This is a genomic window from Mesorhizobium sp. WSM1343, assembly GCF_055901535.1.
Genome location: NZ_CM148370.1, coordinates 1,502,554 through 1,520,571, shown reverse-complemented (window position 1 = coordinate 1,520,571; position 18,018 = coordinate 1,502,554). Strand labels below are relative to the sequence as shown.

At 63.2% G+C, this 18,018-nt stretch carries 20 protein-coding genes; 8 read left to right on the top strand and 12 right to left on the bottom strand.

The window, feature by feature from the left end; all coding sequences use genetic code 11:
- The first annotated feature begins 30 nt into the window (after positions 1 to 30).
- Complete coding sequence (locus AC0NIL_RS07370; protein ID WP_473573005.1) at positions 31 to 363, top strand: hypothetical protein; 333 nt, start codon at positions 31 to 33, stop codon at positions 361 to 363.
- A gap of 37 nt (positions 364 to 400) precedes the next feature.
- Positions 401 to 568, top strand: a complete 168-nt coding sequence (locus AC0NIL_RS07365) for a hypothetical protein (protein WP_013529303.1) — start codon at positions 401 to 403, stop codon at positions 566 to 568.
- 72 nt (positions 569 to 640) lie between these two features.
- On the opposite strand, the gene AC0NIL_RS07360 is transcribed toward AC0NIL_RS07365, so the two are convergent.
- Positions 641 to 1,342: a response regulator transcription factor gene (locus AC0NIL_RS07360; RefSeq protein ID WP_275954317.1), complete on the bottom strand. Its 702-nt coding sequence runs from the start codon at positions 1,340 to 1,342 to the stop codon at positions 641 to 643.
- 46 nt (positions 1,343 to 1,388) lie between these two features.
- Between AC0NIL_RS07360 and AC0NIL_RS07355 the strand changes: the two genes are divergently transcribed.
- Together AC0NIL_RS07355 and AC0NIL_RS07350 are read left to right on the top strand one after the other, a co-directional pair.
- Positions 1,389 to 2,162, top strand: a complete 774-nt coding sequence (locus tag AC0NIL_RS07355) for a response regulator (RefSeq protein WP_275954423.1) — start codon at positions 1,389 to 1,391, stop codon at positions 2,160 to 2,162.
- Positions 2,163 to 2,229: 67 nt separating this feature from the next.
- Positions 2,230 to 4,317 carry an ATP-binding protein gene (locus AC0NIL_RS07350; RefSeq protein ID WP_027163147.1) on the top strand — a complete coding sequence of 696 codons (2,088 nt, stop codon included), beginning with the start codon at positions 2,230 to 2,232 and terminating at the stop codon, positions 4,315 to 4,317.
- Between the two features lie 113 nt (positions 4,318 to 4,430).
- Here AC0NIL_RS07350 and AC0NIL_RS07345 read toward each other — a convergent pair whose 3' ends face one another.
- The 6 genes from AC0NIL_RS07345 to AC0NIL_RS07320 all read right to left on the bottom strand — a co-directional run bounded on the left by AC0NIL_RS07345 (position 4,431) and on the right by AC0NIL_RS07320 (position 9,520).
- Positions 4,431 to 4,841, bottom strand: a complete 411-nt coding sequence (locus AC0NIL_RS07345) for a hypothetical protein (protein WP_024503021.1) — start codon at positions 4,839 to 4,841, stop codon at positions 4,431 to 4,433.
- 211 nt (positions 4,842 to 5,052) lie between these two features.
- The gene (locus AC0NIL_RS07340) at positions 5,053 to 6,363 is read right to left on the bottom strand and encodes a flavin monoamine oxidase family protein (RefSeq protein ID WP_473573002.1); all 1,311 of its coding nucleotides are present in this window, start codon (positions 6,361 to 6,363) and stop codon (positions 5,053 to 5,055) included.
- Positions 6,364 to 6,461: 98 nt separating this feature from the next.
- A complete protein-coding gene (locus tag AC0NIL_RS07335; RefSeq protein WP_473573000.1) occupies positions 6,462 to 7,520 on the bottom strand; it encodes a dipeptidase in 1,059 nt (352 codons plus the stop codon).
- 140 nt (positions 7,521 to 7,660) lie between these two features.
- Positions 7,661 to 7,960 carry a GNAT family N-acetyltransferase gene (locus AC0NIL_RS07330; RefSeq protein ID WP_013529296.1) on the bottom strand — a complete coding sequence of 100 codons (300 nt, stop codon included), beginning with the start codon at positions 7,958 to 7,960 and terminating at the stop codon, positions 7,661 to 7,663.
- Between the two features lie 2 nt (positions 7,961 to 7,962).
- Positions 7,963 to 8,583: an alpha/beta hydrolase gene (locus AC0NIL_RS07325; RefSeq protein WP_064993244.1), complete on the bottom strand. Its 621-nt coding sequence runs from the start codon at positions 8,581 to 8,583 to the stop codon at positions 7,963 to 7,965.
- Between the two features lie 4 nt (positions 8,584 to 8,587).
- Positions 8,588 to 9,520 carry a VOC family protein gene (locus AC0NIL_RS07320; protein ID WP_063173190.1) on the bottom strand — a complete coding sequence of 311 codons (933 nt, stop codon included), beginning with the start codon at positions 9,518 to 9,520 and terminating at the stop codon, positions 8,588 to 8,590.
- 225 nt (positions 9,521 to 9,745) lie between these two features.
- Here AC0NIL_RS07320 and AC0NIL_RS07315 point away from each other — a divergent pair, with 225 nt between their 5' ends.
- Positions 9,746 to 11,317, top strand: a complete 1,572-nt coding sequence (locus AC0NIL_RS07315; RefSeq protein WP_473572998.1) for an alkaline phosphatase family protein — start codon at positions 9,746 to 9,748, stop codon at positions 11,315 to 11,317.
- 51 nt (positions 11,318 to 11,368) lie between these two features.
- Here the strand turns inward: AC0NIL_RS07315 and AC0NIL_RS07310 are convergent, their stop codons facing one another.
- On the bottom strand, positions 11,369 to 12,688 hold the full coding sequence (locus tag AC0NIL_RS07310) for a PRC-barrel domain-containing protein (protein ID WP_063169140.1): 1,320 nt from the start codon (positions 12,686 to 12,688) through the stop codon (positions 11,369 to 11,371).
- A 250-nt stretch (positions 12,689 to 12,938) separates the two neighbouring features.
- On the opposite strand from AC0NIL_RS07310, the gene AC0NIL_RS07305 reads away from it, so the two are divergent.
- Positions 12,939 to 13,859 (top strand): diacylglycerol/lipid kinase family protein, encoded by a 921-nt coding sequence (locus AC0NIL_RS07305; protein ID WP_063173814.1) that lies wholly within the window; start codon positions 12,939 to 12,941, stop codon positions 13,857 to 13,859.
- Positions 13,860 to 13,888: 29 nt separating this feature from the next.
- Here the strand turns inward: AC0NIL_RS07305 and AC0NIL_RS07300 are convergent, their stop codons facing one another.
- Positions 13,889 to 14,092 (bottom strand): hypothetical protein, encoded by a 204-nt coding sequence (locus tag AC0NIL_RS07300; protein ID WP_013529290.1) that lies wholly within the window; start codon positions 14,090 to 14,092, stop codon positions 13,889 to 13,891.
- 206 nt (positions 14,093 to 14,298) lie between these two features.
- On the opposite strand from AC0NIL_RS07300, the gene AC0NIL_RS07295 reads away from it, so the two are divergent.
- A complete protein-coding gene (locus AC0NIL_RS07295; RefSeq protein WP_275954424.1) occupies positions 14,299 to 15,774 on the top strand; it encodes a sensor histidine kinase in 1,476 nt (491 codons plus the stop codon).
- Positions 15,775 to 15,787: 13 nt separating this feature from the next.
- On the opposite strand, the gene AC0NIL_RS07290 is transcribed toward AC0NIL_RS07295, so the two are convergent.
- The 3 genes from AC0NIL_RS07290 to AC0NIL_RS07280 all read right to left on the bottom strand — a co-directional run bounded on the left by AC0NIL_RS07290 (position 15,788) and on the right by AC0NIL_RS07280 (position 17,474).
- Positions 15,788 to 16,246, bottom strand: a complete 459-nt coding sequence (locus tag AC0NIL_RS07290; RefSeq protein ID WP_013529288.1) for a hypothetical protein — start codon at positions 16,244 to 16,246, stop codon at positions 15,788 to 15,790.
- Positions 16,247 to 16,257: 11 nt separating this feature from the next.
- A complete protein-coding gene (locus AC0NIL_RS07285; protein ID WP_013529287.1) occupies positions 16,258 to 16,584 on the bottom strand; it encodes an ElaB/YgaM/YqjD family protein in 327 nt (108 codons plus the stop codon).
- 128 nt (positions 16,585 to 16,712) lie between these two features.
- Positions 16,713 to 17,474, bottom strand: coding sequence for a Crp/Fnr family transcriptional regulator (locus AC0NIL_RS07280; protein ID WP_027163153.1), 762 nt, complete (start codon positions 17,472 to 17,474; stop codon positions 16,713 to 16,715).
- A 228-nt stretch (positions 17,475 to 17,702) separates the two neighbouring features.
- On the opposite strand from AC0NIL_RS07280, the gene AC0NIL_RS07275 reads away from it, so the two are divergent.
- Entirely contained in the window at positions 17,703 to 18,014 is a 312-nt protein-coding gene (locus tag AC0NIL_RS07275) for a response regulator (protein ID WP_050580453.1), read from the top strand.
- The last annotated feature ends 4 nt before the right edge of the window (positions 18,015 to 18,018 follow it).

The window sequence follows — 18,018 nt, the reverse complement described above, 5'->3', positions numbered from 1 at the left end:
TTGACGCAACGAAAACAGCCGGTAACGAACATGGGAACGAAATCGAACGCGCTGTCCTGGCTTTTCAGGATCAGCATCGCGGCAGCGGTCATCGGCGGCGTCGGCACGGTTGCCGGCACCCCGCTGACAAGCCTCGGCGCGATGACTTCAGGCGAGATTTCGACCCTGCACGCCGCACTGTTTTTCGCCACGGTCTGGATTGTTTCCAGCCTGCGCATCGCCCGGCTAAAGGCCCTCTGGCGGGTCGGCCTTAGGCTGACGGGTTTGCGCGGCGCCTCCGGCAACTTGCTGCCGAGCGGACCGAAGGCCCGCGCCGAGACGGGGGGTTCCGTGGGCGGCGCGGGCGCTTCGGGGGTATCCTGAAGCGACCCGCAACAAACCATTTTGGGGAATTGGTACGATGAAAACGAAATTTGCCGCTTCGGTGCTTTCCGCACTGCTTTACGCCCAGGGCCTGCTCGGCTTTGCCGGCCTTGCCACCGTGCTGCTCAGGGACCGCGCCCACGCTGGCGAGCTGACCATGGGCAGTGACATGCCGGTGGGTCCATCGCTTCTGCTGGTACGCTGAGCGCCAAGAGCGTCGGGGCCGGAGATGGAAAATCCGATGCCCGAAACCAGAGACTGCGTCAGTGCCCGGCAATCAGTCCGCGAATTGCCGCGGCGGATCGAACCGGTAGCCGGCGCCGCGTATGGTGGTGATGGTTTCGGTGTCGAGTTTGCGGCGCAGCCGCACGATGCGCGAATCGATCGAGCGATCGAAGGCATCGGCGTTTTCGGCAGGCGCCGCGGCGATGATGTCGTCGCGCGTCAAAACCTTGCGCGGACTGGCCAGGAACAGCCTGAGCAGCGCCACCTGACCGGGCGAAAGCTGTTCCTCCGTGCCGGAGCGATGCATGACCATCGCCGATCTCAGATCGACGGTCGCGTTCTCCAGCACGATCAGTTCCTGGGTGCCCCTGCCGCGGCGCGAAAGCAGGCCGCCGACACGGGCGGCCAGTTCACGGACATTGAGCGGGCTCTCGACGACGTCGGCCGCACCAAGCTCCAGCGCCAGCACCTTGTCGACAAGATCGGCCGGGCGGCAGATCAGGATGAAATCCGGTCCGCCCTCACCGCCTCCTCCTTGGCCGCCATAACGTCTGAGCAGGTCCCGCCCCTCCGCCTGGCTAAGGCTGTCGCCGACGACGACGACGTCGATGCCCTTTCCCGACAGCAGCGATTCGGCTTCCCAGGGCTGGCGTGCCTGATGCACGTCATGGCCGCGCCGTTCAAGATGGTCGGCGAGTTCGGTCGCGACCACTTCGGCTACCGAAAGGAGCGCAATGACGGATCGTGCGGCCATGTTTTCCAACCGTTCCCTGGCAACCCCGATATGAGTGCTGGACATGATGTTTATACCCAATCTACTTTCCACTGAAAGTGGGAGCGAAAGCATCGTGCGGGCAAGAATTGTCATCGTCGAGGATGAGCCCGACCTGAGGGACGCTGTCGCCGAATACCTTGGCGCCGCCGGATATGACGTGGCCACCGCTGAAAGTGCGGCCGCCGCGCGCAGCCTCGTTGAAACGCAGTCGTTTCATCTTGCCATTCTCGACATCGCCATGCCCGGCGAGGACGGCCTCTCGCTTGGCCGCTGGCTGCGTTCGAAACTGCCGATCGGCATCATCTATGCGACCGCGGCCGGCACCGCGCTCGACCGCATTGTCGGGCTGGAACTCGGTGCCGACGACTACATCGTCAAGCCTTACGAATTGCGCGAAGTGCTGGCCAGGGTGCGCAGCGTGTTGCGCCGGGTCCCCCAGCCGAAGGAGCTCCAGGACAAGAGGGCCGGGACGGATCGCCGTTCCGTTGCCTTCGGCCCCTTCCAGGCCGATCTCGACGGCAGGCTGGTCACCGGCGCCAATGGCGCGGTGATCGACATGGCCAAGAGTGAGTTCGACGTGCTGGAGATTTTCCTCACCCGCGCCAACCGGCTGCTGACCCGCGCCGCTATCTCCGAGGCGATCGGTTTCACCGAAGATCCGGAATCGTCACGCGCGGTCGACATTCGCATCATGCGGCTGCGCAAAAAGATCGAGGCCGATCCCGCCAATCCGAAATTCCTGCGCACGGTGCGCGGCGAGGGCTATATCTTCTCGCTGCCGGCCGGCGACGGCAACTGAGCACCGGGCCAGAAGGATGTAGTTGCTCGCCGGCCGAATTGGCGCGACTCCGGAATGACAGCACAAGATGATCGCTGAAGCAGCAAGCACCGATATGCAAGGGTTCAGGCAGGGCGCGGCGATGGCGGCCGTGCGCGTCGTTCGCCGGCTGCGCGAGGCCGGCGACTGGCAGCGCGAGATGGACGGCATACTGGAAACGCTCTGCCGGGCCATGGATTGCCAGCGCGGCATCCTGTTTCGCTTGCGCGAACTGCCCGGCCAGGGCTTCGCCCAATCCGTCGCCGCCTACTGGATCGACCCTCTTTTCGGCGGCGAACTGGCATCACCGACCGTCATCATGCAATCGATCGTCAATTCCGACCCGCTGCTGGAGCGGCTTGCCGAGGACGAGAGGCAAGGCAAGATCTTCGCCGGCCATACGCGCGACCTCGAAGGCTTCCTGAGGACCGATTTCGAGAAGCAGAACATCAAATCGTTCCTCTCGGTCTCGGTCTTCGCGCACGGCCATCTCTGGGGCACGCTGGCGGTCAATGACTGCATCAACGAGCGTGCATGGACCGACGAGGAAGAGGCGACGCTGCACATCATCGCGCTGGCCATCGGCGACGCCATAGAGCGCTCGCCCTCCGACGCCCACGCCAGCGAGGTCATTCGCCGCACCATGCTGCAGGCCTCGCTCGACGCCATTGTCGTCATCGACGAGACCGGCTCGATCATCGAATTCAATCCGGCCGCCGAGAAGATGTTCGGCTTCCAGCGCAGCGACATCCTCGGCAAGGACCTGCTCGATACGATCGTGCCGATCTACTACCGCAAGGGCTATGCCTCAGGAGCCGAATACATGTCCGGCCGCGGCGCGCCGATGGTCGGCCAGCGGCTCGAGACGGTGACCCAGAATGCCGCCGGCGAAGTGTTCCCGATCGAGCTGACGGCCACCGAGATGCGGGTTGCCGACCGCCGCCTGATCTTCGGCTCCATCCGCGACCTGCGCGACAAATTGCGCGCCGAGGAGGAAATCGGCCGGCAACGCGAGAAGCTGCACCAGAACGAGAAGATGGCGGCCATGGGTTCGTTGCTGGCCGGTGTGTCGCACGAGCTCAACAACCCGCTGGCCGTGGTTGTGGCGCAATCGACGCTGCTGCACGAATTCGCCTCCGATCCGCAAACCAAGGTGCGCGCCGAAAAGGTCCGCGCGGCCGCCGAGCGCTGCGGCCGCATCGTCAAGAGCTTCCTGTCGATGGTCCGCCTCCATCCCGCGGCACAAGCCGAGACCGACCTCAACCAGGTGATCCGGGCGGCACTTGAAGTGACCGCCTATGGCGCGCGCTCAAGCGGCATCATCATCGACACCGATTTCGCCGCAGGCCCGCTGCTGGCCATGGCCGACGCCGACCATGTGACGCAGGTGGCGGCCAATTTCCTCATCAACAGCCAGCACGCTTTGGCTGGCATTGCCGGCGACCGGCTGATCAAGGTGCGGACGTTCCGCAGCGACCGGGATCATCCCTGCTTCTCGGTCGAGGACAATGGGCCCGGCGTGCCGGAAGCGATCCGCGGCCGCATCTTCGAATCCTATTTCACCACCAAGCCGGTCGGCGTCGGCACCGGCATCGGCCTGTCGATCTCGAAATCGATCATCGAGCGGCACAATGGCAATGTCTGGTTCGAGGAAGTGCTCCCGAGAGGCGCGCGTTTCGTCGTCCAGCTGCCGGCCATCGTGGCCGGCCTCGCCACCGCCGGCGACAACCAGCCGCGATCGAGCGGCCTGCGCCATGCCTTGATCATCGACGACGAGCCGGATGTCGCCGGGTCACTCTCCGACATCCTCGAACTGATGGGCATCAAGTCGCGGATCGTGCCGGTCTGGGAATCGGCCGCCGCCACCTTGAGCGGCCATATGCCGCCGGACATCGTTTTTTCGGACCTGCGCATGCCCGGCGTCAGCGGCATATCGATCTATCGTGAGCTGCTCGCCGAAAAGCCCGATTTGGCGCGGCGTTTCGTGCTGGTCACCGGAGACCTGATCGGTGCCAAAGCCGAAATCGAAGCCTTGCCGGCGCACCAGCGACCACAGATTCTGGAAAAGCCGTTCAGCACGCTGGATGTGCGCAGCGTGCTCTCCGCCATCGCCGAACAGGCGGCCTTGAAAGGATAAAAAAGAGGCTCCCGGGGGCGGGAGCCAAAAGGAGCGCACTGGAGGGCGCTCGGGGAGGTCAGAGCATGATCCACAAAACGGGAACGGTTTTCGGGACCATGCTTCGACGGAAATCAGAAAATATTCGGCGTGCCGGTCAACGGCGCGGCATTGGCGATCATGCGGATCGCCCGGCTTTTGTGTGTTCCGGACTGTTCGGCGATGGCGCGCAGGCAATCCATGCTCTCGGCACCCCAGGCCTGGCCCTTGCAGGCGAAGTCGGTCACCGGCACCGGCAGACGCGCGGTCCTGGTCGTCGTCTGCGCGCCGTCGATGAGATTGGCCGGCGGATTCAACGAAGCGAAGGCCGGCCCGATTGTCGGCGTGAACGCCATGCCGACGAAGGCGCAAGCAGCCAGCACCATGAACATCGCCATGGGGTGGTCGCTGGCCCGCTGGCGCAGCGCCAGTTTCGGACGGCGGTCATTGCGCTCTGGAGCCTGAAGGCGGCTCTCGCCGCGGATCGTCTGGATTTTCGCATGCATTACCTTCCCCTTCGCTGAGTTTCTTTTGGCGGTGAAATGAACTTATCCGCGCTTTGTAACGGTGATGGGGTGGCGAAGGGTTGGCACTGTAACGAATTCGAAACAGCATTTCGGGCGAAGTCGGGCAAAATCGGGCATGGCTTTGACGGCGCCGAGGGCTCGAGGCGCAACTTGACCGATCTTGCCAAACAGTCTTTCGAAAAGATCAGGCTCAGCCCGGAGCCTGAAGCTCGGCAATGATCTTGTGCGCGGCGATGCGCCCGGCAATGATGGCGCCCTCGACATACCCCGGAAACGATGGCGAGAGTTCTGAAGAGGCGAGATACACCGGCGGTGCGGCGGCAAGGATCGTTCGCTCGGCGTCTGTCGCTGTAACATCGACAATAAGATCGCTGTACGCGCCGCCGCTCCAGCGATCTCCTATCCAGTCACGCAAACTGAAATCGATGACGTCACCGGCATCCGGACCAAGGGCTGCCTCCAGCCGGCCGGTCACCTCCGCACGCAGTTCCGCCTCGCCGAGGTCGCGCCAACGCAGCGCGAGCGAGCCGCCGACGAACACGACGAGCGCCGCATGCTCCGCATCCTTGCCGGCGTCGCAGGCAAACAGCCCCGGCGGCTCGAGCCACATCACCATGCCGCTCAAATCCCGCGCCCGCCAAAACGGTTTGGCATAGCGCACCAGGATCTTGATAGCCGCGCCGCTTTCCCAGGCGCCGAGTGCCCGCCCCAGTCCGGCCGGCAAAGCGGGGGCAAAGGCGAGCTCCGTCACCGTCGCCGGCGGGACGGCAACCAGAACCGTGCGCGCCTCGACGGTATCCCCGGCCGAAACGACAAGAACACCTTGCGAACTGTGCTCGATGCGCGTGACCGGCTCGCTTAGCCGCAACCGATCGCCAAGGTCGCGGGCCAGATCGTCGGCCAGCGAATGCATGGTTTCGCGCACAGAATATTGCAGTTCCGTCACCTCGTTGGTGACCCGCCGGTCATTGCCGATCAAATACCAGAGAGGAATCTGGTCCAGCGCCATGCACCAGAGACCTTCGATCATCGAACGGAAAGCCATCCTTGCATCGGCCGAATCGTGCTGGCAGGCAAGCCAGTCGGCGACGGTCAGTCCGGCAATCGAGGCATCGTCCGGATCGATCCCGTTCATGCGCTCGCGGATCGCCATCGCGGCATGATAGGTCCGCTCTGCTCGTTGTGCGGACATCGTCGGCTGGGTGATGAAGTCGCCATCGACATGGGTTTCAACCAGCGTCTTGCCGCGCGCCTCGACCATGGCCATCAATTCCGGCATGTCCTCGCACAGGAACTGGCCGCCACTATCGATGCGTTCGCCAAGTCCGTTCAGTCGGGACTCGACGCGTCCGCCCACGCGGTCGCGTGCTTCGAGCAGGATGAAATCGATGCCGGCCTTCTTCATCTCAAGCGCCGCCGACAGGCCGGTGAAACCCGCACCGACGATGACGACATCGGTTCGCTCGAATTCGCCGCCCTCATCCGTGAAGGTCTTCAGCATTGCCGGCTATCCACCCAATCGCATCCGGCTTCCACCGAGGAACTATGTCCTTGTCGACATATGCCGGCGGGCCGAACACACCATGCCGCAGGCTGTCTCTAACCTATCGTTTTCTCGAGCATATTGAGCCAGTTGCGATAGGCGATTTTTTCGATCAGCGCGCGGCCGAAACCGCGTGCCGCCAATGCATCGATCAGCTTCGGGAGGCCGGCGACATCGCTGATGACGGCCGGGATCATGGCGCCGTCGAAATCAGAGCCAAGACCAACGCCATCCTCACCCAGCGCCTGCAGCAGCGAATCGATATGGCGCACCATGATATCGAGGCTGGTGTCGGCATTCATGCGACCGTCCTCGCGCAGGAAGCCGGTTGCGAAGTTCAGCCCGACCATGCCGCCGGTTTCGCGGATCGCGCCGAGCTGCCAGTCCGTCAAGTTACGCGAATGGCCGCAGATCGCGTGCACGTTGGAATGGGTCGCCACCAGCGGCGCATCGCTGAGTGCGGCGACATCGCGAAAGCCCTTCTCGTTGAGATGCGACAGGTCGATCATGATCTTCAACTGGTTGCAGGCCTTGACCAGCGCCTTGCCGGCATCGGTCAGGCCAGGGCCGGTGTCGGGCGAAGACGGGAAGCGGAACGGCACGCCGTGGCCAAAGGCGTTCGGACGGCTCCAAACGATGCCGAGCGAGCGCAGGCCGGCTTCATGCAGCACGTCGAGCATGGTGAGCTCGGGATCGATCGCCTCGACCCCTTCGATGTGGAACACCGCCGCGATCGACCCTTGCGCCATGGCGTTGCGCACATCGCCGGCGCTGCGGCAGACGGTGAGCGCTCCGGCCCGTTCCAGCCTGAACAGGATCGAGGCCATCGCGATGGTCGAGGTCAGCGCCTCATTGCGCGGAACCTCGGGCGGCAGCGGTTCGGCGGCGCCCGGCGCCAGGGGCACGGCGCCGCGCCTGGATTTCTCGACAGGCGGCGGAAAGATGGCGAACATGCCCCCGGCGAAGCCGCAGGCTTTCGCGCGTGGCAGGTCGATATGGCCGCCCGATTTCCCCTCGATGAACAGTTTTTCGACGTCCGTGTCTTTCGACTGATGGAGTCTGAGCAACGTATCGTTGTGGCCGTCGAAGACGGGAACGAGATCGGTTTCGGTCATTGGGGGATCATTCGGTTCGTTTGTCGGCGCGGCTAAGATATATCCTATCTACTTAGGCAGGATGCGCCACCCGCGCAAATGCCAAAGCCGCCCCGGTGGGATGGCAGCCGCTTGCCGCGCCGTTTCCAAGCAACGAATCCCTACCGCTTCAGCACGTCGGCCCATTCCTGATGGCGGCGGAACTGGGCGTTGGCGAACGGGCAGAGTGGGATGATCTTCTTGCCCGCCGCACGCGCATCCTCGACGGCGCGGGTGACAAGCCGAAGCCCGGCACCCTGGCCGCGAAAGACGTCCGGCACTTCGGTGTGGTCGATGATGATCTGGTGCTCACCGATCTTGGTGAAAGTCATCTCGGCCTCGGCGCCATCGGGTCCACGCAGGACGTAGCGGCCCTTGGAACCGCGATCCTCAAGTTCGATCTCAGGCAGTTGGTCAGGCATTGCTATGCTCCTTGGGCAGTATCGGCAAAGAACCGCCGTGCCGCCTCGATCTCGTTTGGCCGCACCTCGTGCCCGCCATCGTGCCATTCCACTGTGACATCGGCGCCGTCGGCACGCAAATAGGCCTCGAGCCGCGTGGTCAGGTTCGGTGGACAGATCGGATCGCGCTTGCCGGCGGTCACCAGGATATGGCGGCCGGCGAGGCTGCCCTTGACCTCAGGTTCGAACGGGATCAGCGGATGCATCAGCACCGACGCGTCGAACAGCGCTGGAACCGCGAACACCACCGAGGCCAGGACATTGGCCCCGTTGGAATAGCCGAGACCAAGCACGGCCGATGGCTTTGCTGCTTCAACATGGGCCTTGACGAAGCCCACCATCTTGGTCGTCGCCCGCGCCAGGTCGTCCATATCGTAGATGCCCTCGGCGGCGCGGCGAAAGAAGCGCGCGGCACCTTGTTCCGACACATCACCGCGCGGCGAGACGATGGTTGCCTGGGGCGCGAGATCGCGCCCCAGCGACAGAAGCTGATTCTCATCGCCTCCCGTGCCATGGAAGACGAACAGCAATGGACCGCCCGGCGAACCGGGCAGCACCTTGTGGATGTAAGCGTCCTTGCTCATGGTCTCAGCCTTCCAACTTCTGCAGATGCTGTTCGAGATAGGGCCGCAGGTGCTGGTGCTGCGTCGGCAGCTTCAGCGCCTCGCCCAGATGAGCGGTATCCTCGTCGCGATCGAATCCCGGCTCGTTGGTGGCGACTTCGAACAGCACGCCACCCGGTGTGCGGAAATAGATCGCCCAGAAGTAGTCGCGGTCGATCACCGGCGTCACTCCATAGCCGGTATCCATCAACGCCTTGCGCACTTCGAGCTGCCTGGCGCGGTTCTCGACCGCGAAGGCGACGTGATGGACGGAGCCGGCACCGAGATCGGCGAAGGCCGTGCTCGGCAGCGATTCGATGTCGATGACATCGGCGCCATTGCCGTTCTTCACCGCCAGCCGCCTGAGATTGCCGGACTTGTCGACTTCCTCATAGCCCATGAACTTCAGCAGCTCTTCCGTGGCGCCGCCATCCTTCAGCCTGAGCGACACGGAATGAAAGCCTCGGATCGCCTCATCCGTGGGAACGCCGCCTTTTGACCAGGGTGCTCTGCTGTCGCTCTTGCACTCGACCAGCGCGAAGCCGTCACCATCCGGTCCGGCAAAAGCCAGGCGCTTCTCACCGAAGGTTTCTTCGCGCGAGAGGCCGGTGACGCCCTCATCGGCAAAGCGTTTTTCCCAATAGCCAAGCGTGCCTTCCGGCACCGAGTAGACGGTGGTTCCGACTTCCCCGACCCCATGCCGGCCCTTGCCGATGTCGGGGAAGGGGAAATAGGTCATCACCGAACCCGGCGTACCGGCCTCGTCACCGTAATAAAGATGGTAAACATCAGGCGCGTCGAAATTGACGGTCTTCTTGACCCGGCGCTGACCGAGTTTCCTGGTGAAAAAATCGTTGTTCTGGCGGGCATCCCTGGCCATCGACGTGACGTGATGCAGGCCCTTGATCTGGTCGAGCATTGTCTTGCTCCTTCCCTTGGTCATGTGCGGCCCTCGCCGCTGTCCACGCCAATATGAGGACCAGGGCAGTTTCCGCAAAGGCGGCAAACACAGAATGGACTGTGTCATAAAAGTGAACGATGGAACAAGGTTCGTTCACCAATTGGCTCGCAGGTCAGACTTGCGCCATGGCCAGAATTCGGTTCCATAAACGGCGTTCGACATCCTGGGACAAAGGTATCGTGAGTGACTGGAAAAGCCAGGCGGCCTAACATTCTCCTGATCACATGCGACCAGTGGCGCGGCGATTGTCTGTCCGCCGCCGGTCATCCGGTCGTGCGAACGCCGAATGCCGACGCTTTGGCCGCGGAGGGCGTGCTGTTCAAGCGGCATTATGGCGGCGCGGCGCCCTGCTCGCCCGCCCGCGCCTGCCTCTACACCGGCCTCTACCAGATGAACAACCGCGTCTGCCGCAATGGCACGCCGCTCGACGCTCGCCACGGCAACATTGCGCTTTCGGCTCGCGCCCTGGGCTATGATCCGACGCTGTTCGGCTACACCGATGTGTCGCTCGATCCGCGCCTGCTGGCGCCGGGCGATCCGCGGCTGCAAAGCTATGAAGGCGTGCTGCCGGGCTTTACGGTGCGCCAGTTGCTGCCCGAGCATCAGAAGCAATGGCTATCCTGGCTGGAGCTGCAAGGTGTCGACGCCAGCGCCGGATCCCCCGACATCCATCGCCCGGTGGCCGACGGCGCAGTCGGGACCACTGTCGGCAACACACCGCCCGTCTACTCCGGGCAGCAAACCCCGGCGGCCTTCCTGACCGGCGAATTCGCGCGTTGGCTTGGCGAACAGGAGCACGCCGCGCCGTGGTTCGCGCATCTTTCCTTCATCAGCCCGCACCCGCCCTTCATAGTGCCGGAGCCCTACAACACAATGTACGATCCGGCTGACGGCCCGGCCTTCCGGCGCGCGGCAAGCTGGCAGGAGGAGGCGGAAAACCATCCCTATCTAGCCTATGATCTCGGCCGGCAGAAACAGATGAAATTTCGCCCCGACGCCAGAGGCAAGGTGCACGACTGGAGCGAAGACGATTTTCGCGTCCTCCGCGCGATCTATTACGGCATGATTTCCGAGGTCGACGCCCAGCTCGGCCGCATCTGGCAAGCGGTCAAGGCGGCCGGCGCGTGGGACGACACCATCATCGTGCTGACCTCGGACCATGCCGAGATGATGGGCGACCATTTCATGCTGGGCAAGGGCGGCTATTTCGACGGCAGCTACCACATTCCGCTGATCATCCGCGATCCGCGCCACGGCAAGGCGGCCGGCGGCAAGGTAGACAGCTTCACGGAAGCGGTCGACATTTTGCCGACGTTTCTCGACCTGCTCGGCGAAGAGCCCGCGCCGCATCTCGACGGCAGGTCGCTGAAGCCGTTCCTGAGCGGGGAAACCCCTGCGGCGTGGCGCGATGCCGCGCATTGGGAGTTCGATTTCCGCTCGGTTGTCGCGGGCGAGGCCGAACGCCATTTCGGCATCGCCTCACGCCAATGCAATCTCGCCGTTATCCGCACGGAGCGTTTCAAATATGTGCATTTCGGCGGCAACCTGCCGCCGCTGCTGTTCGATCTGGAAAACGATCCGGACGAATTGGACAATCTCGCGGCCGACCCCAGCCATCTCGCCGTGCGTCTGGAATTCGCCGAACGGCTGCTCGCCTGGCGAGCCGAACATCTCGACCAATCGCTGGCACTGGCCGAATTGACCGAGAACGGCCTCGTCGGCCATGCCGCTGGCCTGCCTCCATGCCACACATGAACACAGGCCCGCATCGTTGCCGGCGCGGGCCTGTATCCGACTGGGTGGAAACTACCTGACGATCATGCGCTGCTGATCGCGCTTCTCGGCATAGCTGCCCTTGTCATAGGCGGTTTGTGCCTCGAGCTGTTCCTTGGTGAAGGTCGTGTACAGGTATTTGTTGCCCGCCTTGTCGGTCATGAATTTGAGATTATCCATGCCGACCGCGACTTCCTTCTCGCCAATGCCGAGAAAGCCACCGACATCGACGATCACCGCATCGGCCTTCTTGTCGGGCGCAAGCACGACATCGCCGATCTCGCCGACCTTGGCGTCGTTGGCGCCATAGACAGTCGTGCCCTTGAGGTCATCGGCGCGAATCTCACCAACCGGCATCTCGGTCAGCGTCGACTTGTCGATGGCTGCGGTCTTTGTCTGGTCCGGAGCCGAGGCATCGGGGGTCGTGGGCGCCGGAGCCTGTGCCGTCTTGTCGGACGGAGCGACGGCAGGGGCTGCGGCGGGCGCGACTGCTGCCGGCGCATTCGAAGCCGTCGTTGCCGGCGCAGGGTCATAGGCCTTGCGGTTGAAATCCGGCTGCGCCTGCAATTCTTCCTTGGTGGTCTGGGCGACCAGCCAGCGGTCGCCATTCTTCTCGGCCCACTGCGCCTTCGAGAAGTCATAGGTGACGTTCTTGGCGCCAAGGCCTAGGAAACCGCCGACGCCGATGACCAAGTACTGCGCCTTGCCATCCTTGGTCAGCACAATGTCGTTGACGTCGCCGATGTTCTGGGCGTCATCGCCGGTGCCGTTATAGACGTTTTCCCCGATGATGTTGGTGGCGAGATTGCCGTCGGCGCGCTTGACTGGTTCTGCCGAAGCGGCGTTCATGTCGACAGGCTTTTGCGCTGTGTCCGTCGTCGCGGGTGCTGCCGGCGCTGTTGCGTCGGTCGATGCCGCAGGTGCTGGGGTCGGGCTGTAAGGCTTTTTATCGAATTCTGCCTGCGCCGTCAGTTCGTCCTTGGTCGTCTGGGCCACCAACCAGCGGTCGCCATTCTTTTCGGCCCACTGCAGCTTGCCGTAATCGAAAGCAACGCTTTTGGCGCCGACACCCAGAAAACCGCCGACGTCGATGACAACGGATTTCGCCTGCCCATCCTTGTCGAACACGACGTCGCTGACCTTGCCGATGTTTTCGGCATCGTCGCCGGTGCCGTTGTAGACGGACTCACCGATGATGTTGGTGACGATGCTGCCCTCTGCGCGTGCCACAGGAGCGGCGGCGGGCTCCTGGACGGCGGGCGTGGCAGGCGCCGTATTTGTTGCGTTCTGCGCATAGGCGCCGGTCGCGACAAAGGTTGCGAGCGCCGTCGTGGCTAAAAGATTGCGGATCATGGTAGTCTCTCCTCGTGCCTGATCTCATGCGCCGCGTCTCCTTGGGGAACGCGGCATCTGCAGGTTCACAACGTCGTGACCGGGTCAGTTGTTCCGACAAAGCGCTGCGGTCCGGGAACGAAACCACGGAAATTATTGAGCCGCTGGGGTAGTCACCCCGTGGCAAGAGGAACCTTTCTGTCGACGCCGCGTTTCAGCCGTTGGCTGGGTATATCCCGGCCGCCTTTTGGCTGACCTGGTGGAGCGGGGCATGAGATTTGCAGCGGTGCTGAACCGGGACGGCGGCACTTTGCGCACCACCGACCTCGCCGCTTTCTCCGACAGGATGCATCAGACGCTGGAAACGGCAGGCCACTCGCTCAGCATCGAAATTGTCGCCGGCAAGGATGTGGTGGAGACGCTGGACAACGCCGCTTCGCGTCGCTCGGTCGACATCGTGCTGGCGGGTGGCGGCGACGGGACCATTTCCGCCGCGGCCGCCCGACTGATGGGCACGAAGAAGGCGCTTGCCATATTGCCAGCCGGCACCATGAACCTGTTCGCACGCGGGTTGGGCATTCCGCAGTCGCTCGACGGGGCGCTGAAATCCTTCGCCGACGGCGAAATCATTGCTGTCGATGTGGCGACGGCCAATGGCCAACCTTTCGTGCACCAGTTCTCGATCGGCATGCACGCGAAGATGGTGCAACTGCGCCAGAAGATGGAGTTCGGTTCGCGGTTGGGAAAGATCCGCGCCTCGGCCAAGGCGGCTTGGGCAACGATCAACAATCCACCTGCGATGAATGTGACGCTCAGCATCGGCGACGCCGAAATGGCGGCACGCATCACCGGCATCGGCATCACCAACAACTTATTCGGCGAAGGCCATCTGCCTTATGCCGACAATCCTGCGGGCGGCGTGCTCGGTGTCTATGTCACGGTGGCGAAGCAGCGCGCCGAACTGGTCAAGTTCTTCTTCAACATGGCGCGCGGCAAATGGCGCGACAACGAACATGTCGAAATCCACCAGGCGAACAGAACGGTGCTGAAAATCCATTCGGGCAGCAGCAAATTTCGCGCTGTCATGGACGGCGAACTGGTCAGGCTTGACCGTGAAACGGTAATCGAGATCCAGCCTGGCGCACTGAATGTATTGGTTCCGGCGAGCGCGGCCCAGTCGAGAGCCGCCTGATGAGGTGCGACGCAACGGACAGACCGGCTTTACCCGGCAGGAGCCTGCTCGGTGGTGTTGGGCGGTGTGGGGACATGCTGTTCATCGCTGTTAGGCGCCTTGATCAACACACCATAGATCTCGGCAATGCCCCATGCAGCAAACACCAGAAGCAGTGCGGCGATCAGGATCCGAAATCCATGCCAGCCCCATCGCCCCTGCCGCGCCTTGTTTTCTGGAATGATCTTGGCCATGCTCGATCCCTGTCTCATTCTGCACCAACTGGCGCGCCCGGCAAATCATGGTCGGGTAACGGTTCCTCGCTAGGATGGTTCCGGAAAAGCGTGCTGGCCTTGCACCAGCGCAAGCATGCGGCGACGAAGACCGGGACGAGGCAATTGGGGTGATTGGCAAGACGCAAACAGCACCCGATCTGCCGGCCGAAGTTGCGCTAGCAGTCATGGATGTCGACCGGCTGGCCGTGCTGCACGGATTGGAGATGCTGGATACGGCGGCCGACCCCGATTTCGACCACGTCAGCAGCCTTGCCGCAGCGGTGATGCAGGTGCCGATGGCCCTGGTCACACTCGTCGACCTTGAACGGCATTGGTTCAAATCCTGCTTCGGCCTGGACGAGACCGAAACCGCGACCAACGTCTCCTTCTGCGCCCATGCGATTGCCGCGGGCGACGAGCCGATGGTGGTCGTGGATGCAACGGCGGACCCCCGTTTCAAGACCAACCCGCTGGTCACCGGAAAGCACCATGTCCGCTTCTATGCCGGCGCGCCGATGGTCGTGGCAGGTGCCCGCATCGGCACGCTGTGCGTGCTCGACCGCGAGCCGCATGGTTTTCCATCCCGAGCCGAGCTCGACCAGTTGAAGGCGCTCGCCGGCCTCGCCGCCAGCCTGTTCACCCTAAAGGATGCAACCCGCAGCGGCGCGATCGCCGAGGCCGCACTTGCGCGCGAGGAAAAACGACGCGCCATCGCACTCGATGCGGCCTCGCTCGCCAGCTGGGCATGGGATATCCGCACCGATGTCATCGAATGCGACACATTGATGTCGGAGCTGTTCAACCTGCCGCGCTCCAACCGGCTGCGCGCACGCGACATCCTCACCGCCATCGATCCGCGCGACGTCTACCAGACCGAAACCCGCTTTCGCGACGCCTTGACCGGCAGCGACGACTATTTCGGCGAATACCGGGTGAAGGGCTTTCACCCGCCGCGCTGGCTCGCCACGCGCGGCCGTGTGATCGAGCGTGACGGCGACGGCAAGCCGACATTGATCTTCGGCGTCAATTACGACATCTCCGAGCGCAAGCTCGGCGACGAACGGCAACGGCTGCTGCTGCGTGAACTCAACCATCGCGTCAAGAACACTTTGGCGACCGTCCAGGCGCTGGCAACCCAGACCGTGCGCCATGCCCGCCAGCCAAGCCAGTTCCTCGAGGCCTTCGGCGCCAGGCTTCAGGCCTTGGGCATCGCCCACAATCTGTTGTCGGACCGCGAGTGGCGTGGCATCGGCATCAGTGAACTCGTCCAGATCGAGGTCAGACCTTTCGAAACGGCCGAGCAGCCGCGCATGACGATCTCCGGCGACGACCTGCTGCTGTCGCCCGACCAGGCCGTCGGGCTTGGCCTGATCCTGCATGAACTCGCCAGCAACGCGCTGAAATATGGCTCGCTGTCGGTGCCGTCAGGCAGGGTCGACCTCGGCTGGAGGACGCAAGGCAGGAAGGATGCCCGGCGTCTTGTGCTGACCTGGCGCGAAAGCGGCGGGCCGCAAGTCGCTCCGCCGGATCGGCAAGGCTTCGGCTCTATCCTCATTCGCCGCAGCCTGGCCAAGGTCATTTCCAGCGAAGTGACCCATGAATTCCGGCCGGAAGGCGTGTTTGCCGAAATATCGATGCCCCTGGAAGAGCTGTCGAAGTGATCTCCCAACAGCTCTACGTCCGCTCGCTCTCATCCGGATCGTCGGATTTCACATTCTCGCGGTAGATGGCGTAGGCCGCGAGCGCCACGGCCGGCCCCAGAATGGCGCCGAGACCGCCTTTTCCCTTGAGCAGGCTCGGCAGCACGGCGAGTGCGGCGGTGACGCCGATCGCCTTCATGTCGGCATTGCGGCGCTGCGCCCGGCGCCGGGCGCGCGAACCTGCGGATATCCGGTAGATCAGCAGGATAAGTCCGGCGAGCACCAGGAAACCGGCGCCAAACCCCAGCGCGGCGGCAAGCGACCCGTAGCGCATCGCCGTCCAGATATAGGCGGCCCCGACCAGAAAGCCGAGACCGCAAAGCGCAGCGGCCATGGCGATCACATAGACGATTGCCGCCGTGCGCGCCCGATGAACGGCGGCCACGGTTTCCCCCGAGGCGAGGCCCGAGATCAGGGTTGCCAACATTCCCATCTGTAGCGCGACTAGCGACGCGCGATGAGCGCGAAAAGGAAGCCGACGCCAGCGGCGATTGCCAGTGACGTCACCGGCTTTTCACGCACGCTTGCCATCATCTGCGCTTCGATGTCCTTGGCATTGCTGCGCAAGCTGTCAAAGGCTGCTTCGCCCTGCGCGCGCAACTGCTCGACCCCTTCTGTCGCTGCACGGCGCGCGGTGCCATAGCCATGCTCGCCGGTCTTGGCCAGTTGTTTGGTGAGCTTGTCGATGTCGGCCTTCAACTGCCTGATGTCGGCTTCCAGGTCCGCATTTGCACGGGCGTCGGTTGCGGTCTTTCCTGCGGCAGTGGCCATGGCTTAACTCCTTGTGATTGCTCGGTTTCAAACGCGCTGCGCGCCTCATGGTTCCGGCACTGCGGACAAAGTAGCCGAAAACGCATCGGCGCGCACCCGATCCGCCGGCTTCGCAAAAAGACGCTTCCTCAGATTAGTGGCCGGCGCGCCTCGCCCAGTCCTTCCCAGCCGGCGAGCCGCTTGAGCCCTTCATTGTCGGAGACCGCGCAGCCGCCGTCGCGCCAGACGATCAGCTTGCGATCCATCAGCTTGCGGATCGTCTTGTTGGTGTGAACCAGCGACAGGCCGAGCGTATCGGCAATGTGCTGCTGCGTGATCGGTATCTGGACGGATTGGCTGCCATTCAGTCCGACGACCTTGGCCCGGCTGCCGATGAAGGCGATGAGATAGGCGGCGCGCTCGATCGCACTGCGGCGCCCGAGGCTGAGCAGATTCTCGTCCAGCATCCGCTCCTCGCGCGATGCGATCCAGGTGATGTCGTAGGCCAGCCCGGGATGATTGCGGTACAGCTCGTGCAGATATTCGCGCTCGAAAACACACAGCAGCATCGGTGAGAGTGCCTCGACGGAATGCTGCATCTCGCCCATCACACTGCCTTGCAGGCCGATCAGATCCCCGGGCATGAGATAATTGAGGATCTGGCGACGGCCGTCCCGCAGCAGCTTGTAGCGAAACGCCCAGCCGGAGAGCACGGTGTAGAGATGGGCGCTATGGCTTCCCTCCACCAGCACCGTGTCGCCCTTATCGACCGCGAGTTCACCCTTCTTGAATTTGCTGATGAAGGCCAGCTCCTGTTCTTCGAAGTCGCGGAAAACCGGCAACGGCCGCAATGGGCAGTTCTCGCAGGGATATTGGCGGCTGGAGAAAGCGTTATTGTTCTGGACTGACATTTCGCCCCCTTCGAAAGCCCGCTCGACCCCCTTCGAAAGCCGCTCTTGGAGAGCCGCGTTTCAACGCGTTGCAAGGATTGAGGTTCCGCCCGCTGGCCACATGTCTTTTTTAAATGACAGCAAGCCAATTAGCGATCATGACTCCGGCGTTTCAAGGAGTCTTTGCCTGTGCCCACATTGCTTGACGGATTGCGGATTCTCGTTTTGGAGGACGAATTTCTCATCGCCATGGATGTCGAGCAACTTTGCCGCGATCATGGCGCCGATGAGGTGGTGATCGCCCGTGACCTGACCGAGGTCGATGGCCGGGAAGTCGCCACGCGATTCGATGCAGCCATTGTCGACTTGATGCTGGGCGGCGCCTCGACGATCGATTTCGCTTCCGGGCTGCGCGCGGCAGGCATACCTTTCGTGTTTGCGTCCGGCTATTCGGATGCCGATGAAATCAAGGCATCGTTTCCGGGCGTCAGGCTGGTTGGCAAACCCTACTCAGGCGAAGACCTGGTGCAAGCGGTCGCGGCGGCCTGCGGACGCGCTTGAGACG

What these genes read in the sequence shown, in the direction of transcription:
- AC0NIL_RS07370 (WP_473573005.1), top strand. Translation starts at nt 31, where the DNA reads ATGGGAACGAAATCGAACGCGCTGTCCTGGCTTTTCAGGATCAGCATC.
- AC0NIL_RS07365 (WP_013529303.1), top strand. Translation starts at nt 401, where the DNA reads ATGAAAACGAAATTTGCCGCTTCGGTGCTTTCCGCACTGCTTTACGCC.
- AC0NIL_RS07360 (WP_275954317.1), bottom strand. Translation starts at nt 1,342, where the DNA reads ATGGCCGCACGATCCGTCATTGCGCTCCTTTCGGTAGCCGAAGTGGTC.
- AC0NIL_RS07355 (WP_275954423.1), top strand. Translation starts at nt 1,389, where the DNA reads ATGTTTATACCCAATCTACTTTCCACTGAAAGTGGGAGCGAAAGCATC.
- AC0NIL_RS07350 (WP_027163147.1), top strand. Translation starts at nt 2,230, where the DNA reads ATGATCGCTGAAGCAGCAAGCACCGATATGCAAGGGTTCAGGCAGGGC.
- AC0NIL_RS07345 (WP_024503021.1), bottom strand. Translation starts at nt 4,841, where the DNA reads ATGCATGCGAAAATCCAGACGATCCGCGGCGAGAGCCGCCTTCAGGCT.
- AC0NIL_RS07340 (WP_473573002.1), bottom strand. Translation starts at nt 6,363, where the DNA reads ATGCTGAAGACCTTCACGGATGAGGGCGGCGAATTCGAGCGAACCGAT.
- AC0NIL_RS07335 (WP_473573000.1), bottom strand. Translation starts at nt 7,520, where the DNA reads ATGACCGAAACCGATCTCGTTCCCGTCTTCGACGGCCACAACGATACG.
- AC0NIL_RS07330 (WP_013529296.1), bottom strand. Translation starts at nt 7,960, where the DNA reads ATGCCTGACCAACTGCCTGAGATCGAACTTGAGGATCGCGGTTCCAAG.
- AC0NIL_RS07325 (WP_064993244.1), bottom strand. Translation starts at nt 8,583, where the DNA reads ATGAGCAAGGACGCTTACATCCACAAGGTGCTGCCCGGTTCGCCGGGC.
- AC0NIL_RS07320 (WP_063173190.1), bottom strand. Translation starts at nt 9,520, where the DNA reads ATGCTCGACCAGATCAAGGGCCTGCATCACGTCACGTCGATGGCCAGG.
- AC0NIL_RS07310 (WP_063169140.1), bottom strand. Translation starts at nt 12,688, where the DNA reads ATGATCCGCAATCTTTTAGCCACGACGGCGCTCGCAACCTTTGTCGCG.
- AC0NIL_RS07305 (WP_063173814.1), top strand. Translation starts at nt 12,939, where the DNA reads ATGAGATTTGCAGCGGTGCTGAACCGGGACGGCGGCACTTTGCGCACC.
- AC0NIL_RS07300 (WP_013529290.1), bottom strand. Translation starts at nt 14,092, where the DNA reads ATGGCCAAGATCATTCCAGAAAACAAGGCGCGGCAGGGGCGATGGGGC.
- AC0NIL_RS07295 (WP_275954424.1), top strand. Translation starts at nt 14,299, where the DNA reads ATGGATGTCGACCGGCTGGCCGTGCTGCACGGATTGGAGATGCTGGAT.
- AC0NIL_RS07290 (WP_013529288.1), bottom strand. Translation starts at nt 16,246, where the DNA reads ATGGGAATGTTGGCAACCCTGATCTCGGGCCTCGCCTCGGGGGAAACC.
- AC0NIL_RS07285 (WP_013529287.1), bottom strand. Translation starts at nt 16,584, where the DNA reads ATGGCCACTGCCGCAGGAAAGACCGCAACCGACGCCCGTGCAAATGCG.
- AC0NIL_RS07280 (WP_027163153.1), bottom strand. Translation starts at nt 17,474, where the DNA reads ATGTCAGTCCAGAACAATAACGCTTTCTCCAGCCGCCAATATCCCTGC.
- AC0NIL_RS07275 (WP_050580453.1), top strand. Translation starts at nt 17,703, where the DNA reads ATGGATGTCGAGCAACTTTGCCGCGATCATGGCGCCGATGAGGTGGTG.